This window comes from Phaeobacter sp. G2 (genome assembly GCA_025163595.1).
Taxonomy (GTDB): Bacteria; Pseudomonadota; Alphaproteobacteria; order Rhodobacterales; family Rhodobacteraceae; genus Pseudophaeobacter.
Genome location: CP104103.1, coordinates 61453 through 76083, shown reverse-complemented (window position 1 = coordinate 76083; position 14631 = coordinate 61453). Strand labels below are relative to the sequence as shown.

Here is a 14631-nt window from a genome sequence, read left to right as displayed (position 1 = left end):
TCAGCTGGCCTGGCGCTGATCTTCTGCGCTGAGATCCCAGCTGTCCTGGCCCGACGTTTGGCCCGATGTCTGGCCTGACGTCTGGCCTAGCTCCTGCGGTGCCACGCCGCCGCCGGTGCGAAAACCGCCAAGCGCAGAATCCATCGCCTGCGCCTCCTGCGACAGGCCAACGCTGGAGGAAGTCACCTCCTCGAACAGGGCAGCGTTTTTGGCAGTGGCATCGTCCAGATTGCCCATCGAGGCATTGATCTCTTTCAGATTGCCGGACTGTTCCGATGAGGCCCGGGAAATATCCTGCATCAAGGTCGCTGCACTGGTCACAGAGGTGGAAATCTCCCCGATCACCTCGCCGGTGCGCGTCACCAGATCGGCGCCCAGCTCGACGTTTTCGCCGCTTTCGGCCACCAGGATGGAAATTTCTGTGGCCGCTTCCTTGGAGCGATGCGCCAGGGTGCGCACCTCCGAGGCCACCACCGCAAACCCCTTGCCAACATCCCCGGCCCGCGCCGCCTCGACCCCCGCATTCAGCGCCAGAAGGTTGGTCTGTTTGGCAATGTTTTCAATCATCCCAATGATCTTGGCAATCTTGTCCGAGCTGGTTTTGATATTGTCCATGGCGGCAACGGTCTGTTGCACCACATCCAGGCTTTCATCTGCATTCTGCCGCGCCACCTCCACCGAGGCCGAGGCCTCTCCGGATGCGGTTGCCGTCTGGGAGATTGAGACCGAAAGCTGGTTCACCGCTGCCGCCGTGCTGGCCAGCGTCTGCGCAGTGCGTTCCGATCGCTCCGACAGATCGCGCGAGGCGGCGGAGATTTCCGAGGTGCCCCCGGCAATGGATTTGCCGCTCCTGCTGAGACTGCTGACAGAGACTTCCAGGCCTTCGAGGGCGGCGTTGAAATCATCGCGCAGCTTGGCGTAGCCCGGGCTCATGTCATCATGGATGCGAATGGTCAGATCGCCGCGCGACAGCTGCGCCAGGCCTTCGCCAATGGCGGTCACCGCTGCGGTCTGATCGGCGCGGCGCTTGTCACGCTCTGCCTTTGCGGATTTTTCGTTCTCGGCCTTTTCCACCAGCCCGTCCCGGAACACCGACAGGGCGCAGGCAATCTGGTAGATTTCGGCACTGGCGCGCTCAAACCCGCGCACCGGGCTCAGATCGCCCTCGGCCAGTTGTTCGGTGGTCTTGCTGATCCTGGCCAGCGGCCGGGTGATCAACACCCGGGTCAGCACCAGCGCCAGCACCAGCACCCCGGCAAATCCCAGCATCAACATCTGCATGCGCTGTTGCGCCCGCCCCATGCGGGTGGTGATGCCACTGGCCATCTCGGCAATCTCAACCTGGCTAACAGCGCCCAGCTCGGCCGCATGATTGGCGATGCTCAACACCACCTCGGCGGTATGATCCGAAGCCGCAGCCGCGGCTTCATTGGCTTTGAGCGAGCCCACCTTAAAGGCGGCCAGCCCCTGGGTGGGGTCGGCCAGGGCAATCATCCCCTCCAGCTCGGCGGCAAGACTGCCATCGTTGAAGTCCATAAACGTGTTCAGCACCTCAGAAGCCTGTTGTATCGGCGCAATCGTGGCTTCTGCAGTGGCAATATCAGAGGCGGCAACAACGTCCAGAGCCGCCAGCTGGAAGCTGCTGATCGCGCCGGTTACCCGCAAGAGTTCCTGCAAAACCCCCACCTGATTGTCCAATAGGTCCTGGATCGCCTGCTTGTTGTTATCGCTGGCCTGGGTGGCCGCAATCGACAGGGTAAAGACCATCTTATCCAGCGCCCGCGACAACGGCGCCGAGCTGCTCTGGCGCGCCTTCATCACAATTTTGCGGCTTTCTTTCTGTTCCTTGCGGCTGGCATTCAGGGTGGTCCTGAAGACCTCAACCCCTTCGCGCACCCGTTTGGCGCCAAAGGCATCCAGACCAATCTCTTCCAGCCGATCCAGAACCGGCTCCAGATGGGTAAGCGCCTCGGTGGCCATGGCCTCCAGGGTTTTGCGGGTTTTGACATCACGCACATGGCCCAGAGCCAGCGCCGCCCCTGACAACAGGTTGATGTCGCCGCGCGCCTCCAGCAGGGTCTGCAAGCCGCCAAACTGTTTCTCCACCAGATCGCTCAGCACCCCATCCACCTGGGTGATGGTTGCGTTGCCCCCCGCCATCAGATTTTGATAGGCCGCGTCGGCCACCACCAGAAGTTCACTTTGCAGCGCCTCGCTATAGCCCTGCAATTCAGCGGTCTGGGTTTCAATCCGCTCCTGATTTTGAAAGGCGCTTCGACGGGCATCCACCAGGCTTTTTAGAGTTTCAGCCGCCTCCGCTGCCTCAACCTTGAAGCCTTCCTGTTCATCCCCCGGCAGGGCCGCAATGCTGGCGCTCAGCGCTTCCGCCGCCTGCAGCACCGCCTGTTCGGCAACCGCCAGCTCAGCCTCATTTGTCGACAGCAAGACCCGGGTCATGGCATTTTTGCTTTTGCTGGCGGATTCGCCCAGCTTCCGGCTCATCTCAAGATGCGGCAGCTTGTCCCCCGACAGCTGCTGCATCTGGCTGCCAACCTCGCCAAAAACCATAGAGACCAGAACGCCTCCAACCGCCGTAGCCGCCCCCAGCGCCAGCAGGATCAGGGTGATCTTGGCACCAATACTGGAGAAGGGCAGTCTTCTACGTTTGGTTGTCGCTGGTTTCTTTTCCGCACCTGTGACTGTCATGCTGTACCCGCGCCTTCACCTAATTTTCAGCAGCCCCAAAGCTCAGTGGAGCCGATACATCCCGATCAAACATCATAGAGGCCGGATCCAGCATCTGTGGACACGGCGCGCCTGAAAAACCTGATCGGTTCCCAAAAGAGGTCATAAGAGGGTAAAAGAAGCATGATCAGCAGATAAAAATAACGCAGAAAACTTTAGCGGACTTGCGGCGCGCGCCTTCACCGATTGTAAACGCCCTTCAGAGATGTCACCGCGGGCGCGCCAGTGGCAAGGCTTAGCGACCCGGAGACCTCAAATGTCGCAGGGTTGATAAGCCTTGCGGATTGATGTCGGATCGCCGATGCGCCTTCGGTTTGGGAGCGCTTCAAAAGCCTGAAAATCTGCCGACGCGTCAGGTCCAGCAAGATAGGGGGAATTTCGCAACCCAGTTTAGAATGTGCCGTGGCTACATAGAGCAACCCAATAATGTTGATTATGTTATTTAATCCGGTTGATAGAGCGCTGAATCCTTGAACGTAACCATTAAGATTTTTTGTCTCCTGGGCTCACAAGTGTCTCCGGGTCTATATAGTCAAAGTCGTCTTTCTTCAGCGTAGCTGCATCAACCGGGGAATCCAAAGCGGTGATCTGCCAGCGCCTGCTATGGTGTTTTCCAAACAGAAAACCGTCTTTCAAATACCGCTGGATTTGTGCAGCAACTCTGCCGCTTTACGCGCTGAAACGACCTCGCCAAGGGACATACTTATTCGGCTTACTCCTTTCCCTTCTCGGAGCGGAGAGGATCTGGGGTTCACGCAGCACTGGCCCGGTGCCACGATTTGGCGCAGCTGAAACAACTTAAATTTTGAATATTTAGGTGATATAATTCTCTTGGGGTCGATGAAGGAGCTGTTCCTCACCTTTAAGGCCCCCAGGGGGATAACATGATTCCAAGCACTCACATGCTTTTTGGAGTTTTGACTTTAGGGCTGATGCTGACTGCCTCAGCTCAGGCTGCAGGTCGCAAACCTGATGGCTGTCAGATTCTGCAGGACCGCGGCGCGGTGGTCTGCATGGCCAAAGTTTCTTGCAGGGACTCTGCCACCGCCATGGCGCAGGTGCGGCCACTCTTTGCCCAATGTGCGGTCGGAGACCCCCTGCCGCGGCGCCAGGCCAAAGACGCCCTCAGCCAATTTGAAAGCGATCTCTATTTCCAGTGCTGCATCGGCAATGCCCTGGTCCCAACACTACCAGGATCACAGGCTGGGCCCCTTCATCAATAAGACAAAGGATTATTCTCATGGCTTTTAACGACTATAGATCTCTCTTGGTCAGCGGTACCGAAGGCTGGCACGATGGCAGCGGTACCATTACCTATTCCTTCCTGGGCACGGATCTGCCCAATTATTACCGGGAAGTGGATACCGATGGCGATGGCACCAATGATGCCTGGAATGCTGGCAGTGCGAATATCCCCTTTGGCAATGATTTCTCCATGACCGTTGAACAGCGCGCCATGACTTCGCAGGCCATCGAGGCCTGGAACGAGGTGGCCAATGTCAATCTGCAACCCGGCACCATTGCCCGTGGCGGCACCGATGGAGGCACTGGTGACCCGGTCACCGGCAATGGCACCCTGGTCGAGGCCGGCGGCACCGCCCAGCCGGTCAATGATGATGGCTACAGCCTGGTTGATATGTCTGCCGTCTTTGAAGAGGGGCTGAATTTCTTTGGCGCTGAGTATGACGCCAGCCAGATCTTTGTGAACACCAATGGCAATATCACCTTTGGCTCGGGGCTGAGCCAATACACGCCCTCCGGCATTTCGGCAGGCACGATCCCGCTAATCGCCGCCTTCTGGGCCGATGTGGACACCCGTGCCGGTGAGCCGATCTATGTCGATGTTGATGCCGAGGCCGATGTGGTCACCATCACCTGGGAAAACGTCGGTTTTTATAGCCACAATGCAGAGCCCAGCAACTCGTTCCAGATGCAGCTGTTTGATCGCGGCGGCGGCGATTTTGACATCGTCTTCCGCTATGAGGACATCAACTGGTCCAATGGCGATGCCTCCAACAGCGGCGACACCCTGGACGGAACCGGGCTGGGTGGTGTGCCGGCCCGCGCTGGTTTTTCTGCCGGCAATGGCGCCGATTTCTTTGAGCTGCCCCAGTCCGGTATCGAAAGCGAAATCACCAATCTGGAAAACATCACCGGCAATACCGGCGTCGAAGGGCTCTGGGTCTTTGAAGTTCGCGAGGGCGCCGTAGTGGGCGATATCGCTTTTGGCAGTACCGAATTCGACAGCGCCCACCTCTATGGCTTTGTCTCCGATTTTCCCAACCCCAATCATCTGGGTGACCGCCCGTCGCGGGCCGGTGACATGTGGATCAACCGCAGCAACGACAGCCAATTTGTGCCGGGTGTCGGCGACAGTGGCGGCCCGATCTTTGGCCATACCAGCTGGAACACCTATCTGCACGAGATGGGCCATGCCCTGGGGCTGCGCCACCCCAATGAAAGCCCCGGTGATCCGGATACCAACAGCCAGTATACGGTAATGTCCTATGTGCCCCACCCGGCAGAGGACGGCGAAGCCCTGATTGATCAGGCCTTCTCCCTGACGCCGATGCTCTGGGACATCCAGGCCCTGCAAGAGCTTTATGGCGCCAATACCACCACCCGGGCCACAGATACGGTCTATTTTGGCGATGGCAATCCAGCCCCCGATGCCATCGATGGCCCCGAGCTGGAATACCAATATGCCACCAATGAGGCCAATGATCTTGGGATGCAGGTGCTTGGCGAAGACGGTGTCTACCGTGATGTGATCCTGACCATCTGGGATGCCGGCGGTCACGACCTGATTGATGCCTCGGATCTCAGCACCGGCAGTCGGATCGACCTGCGCAACGGGAATTTCTCCTCGATTGGCGAGATTGATAACAATATTGCCATCGCTGCTACGGTGCGTGACGAGTCTGGCCAGGTGATCAACTATGTCGAAGATGCCTGGGGCGGCTCTGGCCGCGATCGGCTGATCGGCAACAACGGCGCCAACCTGCTGGACGGCAATGGTGGCCGCGACCGGCTCTATGGCAATGGCGGGCGCGACAGGCTGGAAGGCGATGGTGGCAATGACAGGCTTTTTGGTGGCAATGGCAATGACCGGCTGCTGGGCGGCACCCATCATGATCGCCTGAATGGCGGTAATGGCAATGACCGGCTTTTTGGCAATAATGGCCGCGACCAGCTGAACGGTGGCAATGGCAATGACCGGCTCTATGGCGGCCGTGGCGATGACACCTTCGTCTTCTCCGGAGGCAATGACCGGGCCTTTGGCTTTGGCGAGGGGGATCTGCTGGACCTGCGCAGTGCAAGTGGCATCACTGATTTTGCCGATCTGGTCGCCAATCACGCCAGCCTGGGCAGCCGTGGCCTGGTGATCACCGATGACGCGGGCAACAGCATGCGCCTCACGGATCTCACCATTGATGATATTGCTGCGGATGATTTCCTGTTCTGATAACTTCAACACCAAGAGATCTCGGCGCCTCTAAGCTCTGGACCCATTAATCTTACATGCTCAGCGGCTATTTCACGAGATTTCAGGGGCTTGGGGTGCGCAGCCAATAGTGGTTCTATTTGCAAGCGATCCGAGACATTGAAATGAAGTGATATCGCCGCCCTTCGGGTTTGACAGGTTTTCCCGCTGGACGCGTCACATCTAATTGAAATAGAACCACTATTTCTGCGAATATGCTCCTAACCAGCGAAAAAACCTGTCAAACTGCACACGTAAGACTAATGGGTCCAAAGCTTAGGGGTTGAGACTAACGCCAAAACAACAATCCCGGTCGCTAAAACCGGGAGTGTTGTTTTGCATTCTAAATAAAAATCCGCTTAACTTAGGGCCACCAACACTGAGCCTCTCTGATTCACAAAACAGACAGATGTACAAAGTTCGACTATTTAGGGACAGACATTATGACCACCTATACCCTGACTGGCATTGCCGTCCTGCGCGGCCAAACCGGAAATTATCCAGTTCAAGGCATTCTACAAGACATCAATTTCTCTGTTGCAGTGCCCGACAGCACAACCACCCTCCGCTACACCAATACAGTGGATCCAAATCCAGATGCGGATACCCCGATTTCTGATATTCAGATCACCGGCGGGCAGGCCCGGATTGATGGTGATCCTCTTGATTCACAAAGCGAATCTATTTTTCAGGTGACCTGGAACGACGGCGGCATCCAGCGCACCACTGTGGTGCTGCAGCTGTTCTTTGAAGATGCCGATGTGCCCGGATATTCCAACGTGGATGCCGATGCCCTGTTTATTCTGGGCGGCGATCCGATCCCGAACCTCCAGACCGCCGCGCAATGGAACGCTTTTGAAGCCAGCATTGTCGCCGTTGGCCCCGCCACCGGTGCCGCCGGACCAAACCAGGATATTCCGCTCAGCAGTGTCTTTGCCGATGTGGCCCAGAATGACCGTTTCATCGGCACCGACGGCGACGACTTTCTCGAAGGTGGGCGTGGCAATGACACGCTGATTGGTGGCGATGGCAATGACACCCTGTTGGGCGGCAATGGCAATGACCGCCTGGTGACCGGTGACAATACCTGGGATGACTATGTGCAGGCCGGGACCGGCAATGACCGTGTCATCATGTCAGGAATCGATCATGGGTTTGTCAGCCTTGGGCATAGTGATCTGAACCGTCGCATCGTGGTCGAGATTGATGGCAATGCCAATACCGGCACCATCGGCAAATCCGGGCGTGGTACCACCACCCTGGTGGATGTGCAAAACCCGATGATGGCGGATGGCCTGGGGATCTATGGCACCTCCCGCGACGATATCTTCCGCTTCACCGTCACCGATGGCGGCTGGGCACAGCTGCGCGGTCAGGGCGGCAATGACAGGTTTGTCATTGGTGAAAGCCAGGGTTATCTGCGCCTGGATTACCGTAATGCCGAAGATGGCGTGGTGGCACATCTGGGCCGCGGCCGCGTCAATGACGATGGCCAGGGCGGCAGTGACCGCATCACCGGCGACGGCAATGTCAATGAGATCCGCACCGGCATGTTTGATGACAAGGTCACCGGGTCAGGCCGGGATGAGAGCTTCATCCTGATGGCAGGCGATGATACCCTGAATGGCAAGGGCGGCTTTGACCTGCTGCGCTATGACCGGAGCGAGGTCGATGCGGTGAATGTCAATCTGGGCAGCGGCGAGGCCACCGGCACCTGGAGTGGCGAAAGCTTTACCCATCATATCAGCAACATCGAACATGTGCGCGGCTCCCGCGAGGGCAATGACATCCTGACTGGCAACCGCCAGGACAACCGCCTGGAAGGGCGCGGCGGCAATGACACCCTGAAAGGTCAGGGCGGCAATGACCTGTTGCAGGGCGACGATGGCCGCGACCTTCTGGACGGCGGCTCTGGTCGCGACACCCTGGATGGCGGCAACGGCAATGACACCCTGAAAGGTCAGGGCAGCAATGACCTGTTGCAGGGCAACGAGGGCAACGACCGTCTGGTCGGCGGCGGTGGTCGCGACACCCTGGATGGCGGCAACGGCAATGATGTGCTGCTGGGCAACCGCGGCGCTGATGTCTTTGTCTTCTCCTCAGGCGATGACCGGGTTGTCGGCTTTGGCGGCACCGATGAGATCGATCTGCGCAATGCCTTTGGAATCAATGACTTCAACGATCTGATCAACAACCATGCCACGCAGAGCGGCAACAACGCAGTGATCAGCGATGACGCCGGCAATACCCTCACCCTGGTGAACCGGGATATGGACAACCTCAACGCGGATGATTTCCTGTTCTAGGGGCATCCTCAGACAGAAATCTTTCATGACGCGTCTTTGAACCCGGCCTTCTCCAGGAAGGCCGGGTTTTATATGGGCTGCCGCCAGGTACATAAATCAGCCCCGGAATCAGCCCTGGTATTTTGTCGTCAAAACAGGAAATCATCCGCCGTGATCTCGCCAGGGCGCAGCCCCTCCAGGGTGATCTCGCCGGCTCCGGTCTCAATCACAGTGGATGTGCCACTGCGACGGATCTGTAGATCGTCATAGTCAAACCCGCGCCCCGACACGCCACTCAGGTCGATCAGATCTTCTCCGAGCGTGAAATCCAGGACCCGGTCCTGACCATGATTCCGTCCAAAGACAAAGACATCGGCACCGCCCCCGCCACTCAGATCATCGCGCCCCCTGCCCGCCAGCAAGAGATCCTCGCCCGCCCCCCATAAAGCCGATCCCGACCGCTGTCGCCGATCAGTCGATCGTTGCCCTCCCCGCCCCAGATCCGGTCCTTACCAACGCCACCAAACACTGTGTCAGCACCGGTGCCTCCGGTCATCCGGTCCGCCCCCTTTTGCCCCTTCAACAAATCCGCCCCGGCCTCCCCCTCGAGCCGGTCCCTGCCAGCGCCACCGCGTAGGGTGTCATCGCCAGTGCCCCCCTGCAGATGATCCGCCTTGCCACCGCCCCAGAGCCTATCGGCACCGGCCTCGCCCCAGATGTGATCAGCGCCCTTTTGCCCTTTCAGGCGATCCGCCCCATCGCCGCCCCAAATCTGGTCACCACCGCCCTGCCCCTGAATGCTGTCATCCCCGCCCAAACCCTGGATCCGGTCCGTTCCCGCCTGGCCCTGCAAGCGATCATCGCCCCCGCCGCCATAGGTGATGCCATCCTCGATCCAGTCGCCCTGGGTCAGACGGTCCGGCGTCGCAAAGCGCCCATCGGGCCAGAGATCCGTCAGGCTCAGCCCCCCGCCGCCGGCCCGCAGGATCACGATCTGGCTGTCGCCAAAGGTCAGGCGCATCCCCCCGGAGAGGCTTTCGACCTGCAACTGCGCCGGGCTGTACAGGCCAGAGAACAGCGACAGGTCCAGCTGATCGGTGCCGGGACGGAAATCTGTCACCGTCACCACCCCCGCTGTCGGGCCCACCACAAAGCAATCAGCCCCGGCACCGCCGCTCAGCCGGCTGCCAGCGCCACTGGCCACCAGAATATCATCGCCAGCGCCACCATTCAGGGTCACCGCCCCCGTTGCCGCCCCCGGCTGGCCCGTTTCCCCCTGCAACAGATCATCCCCGGCGCTGCCCCAGAGCGTGCCCTGATCAAGACTGCGCACCACCCCAAGGGTCGAAAAATCGAGACTAAACCGGGAAATACCGCCCGCGGTGTCGGAGGTGACATAGATCTCCAACTGGTCGCCCAGCACGGCCGTTTCCAGCGCGGTGACATTTTCCAGCCCCAACCCCTGGGCATGGGCCAGGCTGGTCACATGCAACAGCTGCCCCGAAGGCAGCAGCCGCAGCAGGCTGATGCCATCATCCGCCCCAGCCGCCAGCACCAGCACATGGTCGCCGACCTGCACCACCTCCAGCACCGCAGCGCCGCCAAACCGCGTGGCCAGCGTATCATTGAGCTGATCCCTGAGGTCGAGACTGCCATCCGCCGCCACCCGCAACAGGCTGAGCGATCCAGTCCCGGAGGCGGCCAGCAGCAGCCAGCTGGCGCCATAGGCCTGAAAGCTGTGCAGCGCGCTGGGGGCCGACACCGGCAGGCCTTCTGCCATGCCAAAGCTATCCGCCGCCTGCAGCGCCCCGGTCTGGGTGGTGATCCGATAGCTGCGCACCCCATGCCCCATGGCATCCAGCGCAAACAACAGATCACCATCGGCGCTGATCTCCAGCGCGCTGTGTCCGGGCAGGTGATAGGCGGCGGAGGCACCGCTACTGGCCACCGCGCCCAGGCTTTGTCCCGATGCATCCAGCTGCCAGCCCTTGAGCTCGCCTGCGGCATTGATGCCATAGACCAGGCTGTGCCCCCCATTCTGGCCCGCCTCTACCGGCACCGTTACCAGCGCCTCCAGCCCACCAGCAGATCCACTCTCCAGCCCCTGTTGCTGCTGCCGGGCCAGGTTTCCATTGCTGCCGATCTCATATGACAACAAGGCCCCCGAGCTGCTGAGCTGCGACAGCAGGCGCATCTCGCCGCCGATCTCGCCACAGGTGATCCCGCCGGTGCCAAGGCTGGCGTTTTCATGCCAGTAGCGCTGCACCAGCTGCGGTGCCGCAGCGCTGCCATCCAGACGATAAAGGCTCAGCCCGCCATTCATCCCATTGCTGGCATAGAGCCAGCTGCCGCTTGCGGTCTGCACCACCGCAAGATCGCGCAGATCCGCATCAAAGCGATCACTGCCTGTCTGAAAACGCTGCTGAAACTTAAATTCCATGTCCCACACTCCCGGCCTGTCTGGAGAACCCAGGCCAAGCTCCCATGCGGTCGCGGCAGGGATCGGGATCAGAATGGGGCAGAACGGCGGAGATTGTTTACAGATTGAAGACAATCCCTAAGGCCGGGTCCTGCGGGGGAAATTCCGTCACTCTTTGTTCATTTGGGCAACGATCGCGGCCAAATGGGCGCTTTGTTTCCGCCGCTGTCCCCCGGATTTTCCCGGATCTGCCCGGATCTGACAGGTTTGCGAGGGGCTGTTGCCGCCCCGGCGGACGCGCCCTTAGCGCGGCTTTGATCCGCCAAGCCGATGCTGACGCGTAGCTTTGCCGCCTTTCCAGCCCCTCTCCCCCCTCTCCCGCAGCCCCACAGGAGCCCAAACCCCATGTCCGAGACCTCGCCCATCCTCGCCCTGCCCTATCTGCTGGCCGCGCAGGCGCAAAAACATGTGACCCATAATGAGGCCCTGCAGTTGCTGGACGCGCTGGTGCAGCTGCGGGTCAGCGCCTTTGATGCTGAAACCCCGCCGCTCAGCCCCAGCCCAGGCGATGCCTATGCCCTGGGGGCGCTGCCCACCGGGGCCTGGGCCGGACAGGCCGCACAGCTGGCAATCTGGCAGGGCGAAGGCTGGTTGTTCATCGCACCGCAAATCGGCTGGCGCGCCTGGGGGGTTGATGTCGCTGAGCTGCGGATCTGGCAGGGCAGCACCTGGCAGCAATTCAGCGCCGAGACCCAGAACCTGGCCCAGGTGGGGGTCAATACCAGCGCCGATAGCAGCAACCGGCTGGCGGTGGCCGCTGAGGCCAGCCTATTCAGCCATGCAGGCGCCGGCCATCAGATGAAGCTGAATAAATCTGCCCCGGCCGAAACCGCCGCGGCGCTGTTTCAATCCAACTGGTCCGGCCGCGCCGAGATCGGCCTGTTGGGCAATGACGACCTCAGCGTCAAGCTCTCCAGCGATGGCAGCAGCTGGGCCACCGCCCTGGCGCTAACCGCCAGCGGCAATGCCGGCTTTGGCACGGCCAGCCCCTCGGCCCATGTGGAGATTGTCGGCAGCGGCGCGGATTATCTGCTGGCCGGCGATGGCAGTGGCCCGGCCTTTCGGCTGGGGTCAGATGGCAATGGCGCCTGTGACGGCGCCTGGTCGGGGGGCGGCGCTGACTATGCGGAATGGTTTGAATGGGGCGATGGCAACCCGGAAGGCGAAGATCGGCGCGGGCTGGCCGTGGTGCTGCAGGGGGCGTGCATCCGCCCCGCCCAGGCCGGAGAAGAGCCCATCGGCGTGATCAGCGCCGCCCCGGCGCTGATTGGCGATGATGATATGGGCGGCTGGAAAGGACGCTGGCAACGCGATGGCTTTGGCGCCCTGCTGCTGGACGCGGCGGGCCAGCGCCAGGAAGACCCCAGCTATGACCCCACCCGCCCCTATCAGCGCCGCAGCAGCCGCCCGGAGTGGGCGCTGGTGGGGCTGATGGGCAAACTGCGCCTGCGCCGGGGTCAGCCCTGCGCCGCCCGCTGGCAGCGCATGCGGCAGGTGTCGCAGCAGGTCGAGGAATGGCTGCTGCGCTAGATCTCGGCCAGGGCCGCAACGGCCTCGGGGATGGGATAGTGGTGGTTGCCCACAAACAGCCCATTGGCGTCGATGTAATCGGCATTGGTCAGGCTGCCGTGGATCTCATAGTCGAAATACTGCATCACCTGGTTCTTGGCAAAATTGCCCGCCACGATGGGGCGGCACTCAAAGCCCTTGGCCAGGAGCTGTTTCACCAGATCGGCGCGGGCAAGCCCGCAGCCTTCGCGAATGACCAATGAGAAACCAAACCAGCTGGAACAGCCAATTTCCTGCTGGATGGCAAATTTGGCGTGGTTGCCCAGCTGCGCCTGCACCAAGGCGCCATTGGCGCGCCGCCCTTTGATAAGATCCGGCAGTTTCTTCAGCTGTTCGCGCCCCAGCGCGCCGGACATCTCCAGCGGGCGCAGATTGTAGCCCGGCAGCACAAAGCGAAAGCTCTCCTCAAAGGGATCCTCAGATTTCTCGCCGGTGACATGGTTGAACTTTGGCAGGTTGCGGGTCCAGCCATGGGCGCGCAGGGACAGCATCACATGATAAAGCTCTTCGTCGTCGCAGGTCACCATGCCGCCTTCCATGGTGGAGATATGGTGCGAGAAGAACGACGAATAAGACCCCATGACCCCAAAAGTGCCGGCCTGTTTGCCGTCAAAACTGGCGCCCATGGATTCGCAATTGTCCTCGATCATCACGATGCCGCGCGGCGCACAAAGCGCCTGCAGCACCGCAAAATCATTGGGGTTGCCCAGCAGGTTCACCACCATCAAGGCGCGGGTCTTATCGCTGATCGCCGCTTCCAGGGCGTTCAGGTCATAGTTCAGGGTGGCGCGGTCGATATCGACAAATTTCAGCCGCAGGCCGTACTGCTGCAGCGGATAGTAGGTGGTGGACCAACTGACGGCGGGGACGATGATCTCATCGCCGGGCATCAGCCGCAGATCGTCATTTTTGGTATAGCGCAGCGCCGCCAGCATCAGCAGATTGGCCGAGGAGCCGGAATTGACCATCACCGCATGTTTGCTGCCAAAATGCGCGGCAAATTCTTCCTCAAAGGCGCGCACCTCGGGGCCCATGGAATACATGTCGCTGTCGATGACGCGCTGCAGCGCATCCTGTTCCGCCTGATCCCAGGAAGACGTGGCGAGGGGGTAAATGGGGCTCATGCGTATCCGCTTTCCAAATAGTGACGATAGGTCTGTGCAATGCCGTCGCGCAGCGGGGTCGGGGCCTGCCAGCCCCAGTCCTGCTGGCGCGCGGGATCGCAGAGTTTCTGCTTCATCCCCACCGGCTTGCTCAGATCATGGCTGAAATCACCGGTCCAGCCAATCACCTCGGCCACGGTGGCGTAATAGTCATTGATGCTATGATCCTGGCCCAGACCGATGTTCATGCTGCCCGGCAAGCTGTCCATATCGGCGGCGGCGCGCAGCACCGCATCGGCCAGATCCGCGGCAAACATGAACTCGCGCCGGGCCGTGCCATCGCCCCAGATCTCGACGCTGGTCTCGCCCGTTTTCTGCGCCTGATGCACCTTGTGGATGATGGCCGGCAGCAGATGCGACTGTTTGGGGTCAAATGTGTCATGCGCCCCGTAAAGATTACAGGGGATCAGGGTTTTGTACTGGGCGCCCGCATCCTCGCGGCGGATATAGTCGCACAGGCGCAGCGCCATGATCTTGGCCAGGGCATAGCCCTCATTGGTGGGTTCCAGCGGGCCGGTCAGCACCATGTCTTCGCGCAGGGGGTTTTCGGCGGCGCGGGGGTAGATACAGGTCGAGGCCAGGTTGAGAAACCCGCGCACCCCGGCCCGGTAAGCGCCCATGATGATATTGCGCCCCATGGCGGTGTTTTCATCCAGGAAGGCCACCGGATTGGCCATATTGGCCTGGATGCCCCCCACCCGGCCGGCCGCATGCACCACCAGATCGGGCTGGTGTTTGGCAAGATAGGCGTCCACCGCTGCGGCATCGGTCAGATCCAGCTCGGCGCTGCGCGGCGCCAGAATGGTCCAGTCGGCCGCCCGGGCGTGTTCTTGGATATTGCGCCCCACCAGGCCACCACCGCCGGTCAAGAGCATGGTTGCCTTGCGGCCCTGTTCTGCGCTCATG

General features: G+C 60.6%; 8 protein-coding genes and 1 pseudogene. 4 read left to right on the top strand and 5 right to left on the bottom strand.

Annotated features, from left to right (window positions below; all coding sequences use genetic code 11):
- A complete protein-coding gene (locus N1037_21685) occupies positions 1–2706 on the bottom strand; it encodes a HAMP domain-containing methyl-accepting chemotaxis protein (GenBank protein UWS81743.1) in 2706 nt (901 codons plus the stop codon).
- Positions 2707–3985: 1279 nt separating this feature from the next.
- Here N1037_21685 and N1037_21680 point away from each other — a divergent pair.
- The 3 genes and pseudogenes from N1037_21680 (at position 3986) to N1037_21670 (ending at position 8535) form a co-directional block, all read left to right on the top strand.
- A complete protein-coding gene (locus N1037_21680; protein ID UWS81742.1) occupies positions 3986–6211 on the top strand; it encodes a M10 family metallopeptidase C-terminal domain-containing protein in 2226 nt (741 codons plus the stop codon).
- A 968-nt stretch (positions 6212–7179) separates the two neighbouring features.
- Positions 7180–8190 (top strand): annotated as a pseudogene (locus N1037_21675) (calcium-binding protein).
- A gap of 18 nt (positions 8191–8208) precedes the next feature.
- Entirely contained in the window at positions 8209–8535 is a 327-nt protein-coding gene (locus N1037_21670) for a hypothetical protein (GenBank protein ID UWS81826.1), read from the top strand.
- Between the two features lie 128 nt (positions 8536–8663).
- On the opposite strand, the gene N1037_21665 is transcribed toward N1037_21670, so the two are convergent.
- Positions 8664–8936, bottom strand: coding sequence for a hypothetical protein (locus tag N1037_21665; protein ID UWS81741.1), 273 nt, complete (start codon positions 8934–8936; stop codon positions 8664–8666).
- Positions 8906–10954: a hypothetical protein gene (locus N1037_21660; protein ID UWS81825.1), complete on the bottom strand. Its 2049-nt coding sequence runs from the start codon at positions 10952–10954 to the stop codon at positions 8906–8908. The genes N1037_21665 and N1037_21660 overlap by 31 nt, the downstream gene beginning before the upstream one ends.
- A gap of 384 nt (positions 10955–11338) precedes the next feature.
- Between N1037_21660 and N1037_21655 the strand changes: the two genes are divergently transcribed.
- The gene (locus N1037_21655) at positions 11339–12523 is read left to right on the top strand and encodes a DUF2793 domain-containing protein (protein ID UWS81824.1); all 1185 of its coding nucleotides are present in this window, start codon (positions 11339–11341) and stop codon (positions 12521–12523) included.
- Here the strand turns inward: N1037_21655 and N1037_21650 are convergent.
- The gene (locus N1037_21650) at positions 12520–13686 is read right to left on the bottom strand and encodes a DegT/DnrJ/EryC1/StrS family aminotransferase (GenBank protein ID UWS81823.1); all 1167 of its coding nucleotides are present in this window, start codon (positions 13684–13686) and stop codon (positions 12520–12522) included. The two genes, N1037_21655 and N1037_21650, sit on opposite strands and share 4 nt — an antisense overlap.
- Complete coding sequence (locus N1037_21645) at positions 13683–14630, bottom strand: GDP-L-fucose synthase (protein ID UWS81822.1); 948 nt, start codon at positions 14628–14630, stop codon at positions 13683–13685. Before N1037_21645 ends, N1037_21650 begins: the two co-directional genes overlap by 4 nt.
- Between the last annotated feature and the right edge of the window lies 1 nt (position 14631).

Coding starts and splice junctions, on each gene's coding strand:
- N1037_21645 (UWS81822.1), bottom strand. CDS start 14,630: ATGAGCGCAGAACAGGGCCGCAAGGCAACCATGCTCTTGACCGGCGGT.
- N1037_21650 (UWS81823.1), bottom strand. CDS start 13,686: ATGAGCCCCATTTACCCCCTCGCCACGTCTTCCTGGGATCAGGCGGAA.
- N1037_21655 (UWS81824.1), top strand. CDS start 11,339: ATGTCCGAGACCTCGCCCATCCTCGCCCTGCCCTATCTGCTGGCCGCG.
- N1037_21660 (UWS81825.1), bottom strand. CDS start 10,954: ATGGAATTTAAGTTTCAGCAGCGTTTTCAGACAGGCAGTGATCGCTTT.
- N1037_21685 (UWS81743.1), bottom strand. CDS start 2,706: ATGACAGTCACAGGTGCGGAAAAGAAACCAGCGACAACCAAACGTAGA.
- N1037_21680 (UWS81742.1), top strand. CDS start 3,986: ATGGCTTTTAACGACTATAGATCTCTCTTGGTCAGCGGTACCGAAGGC.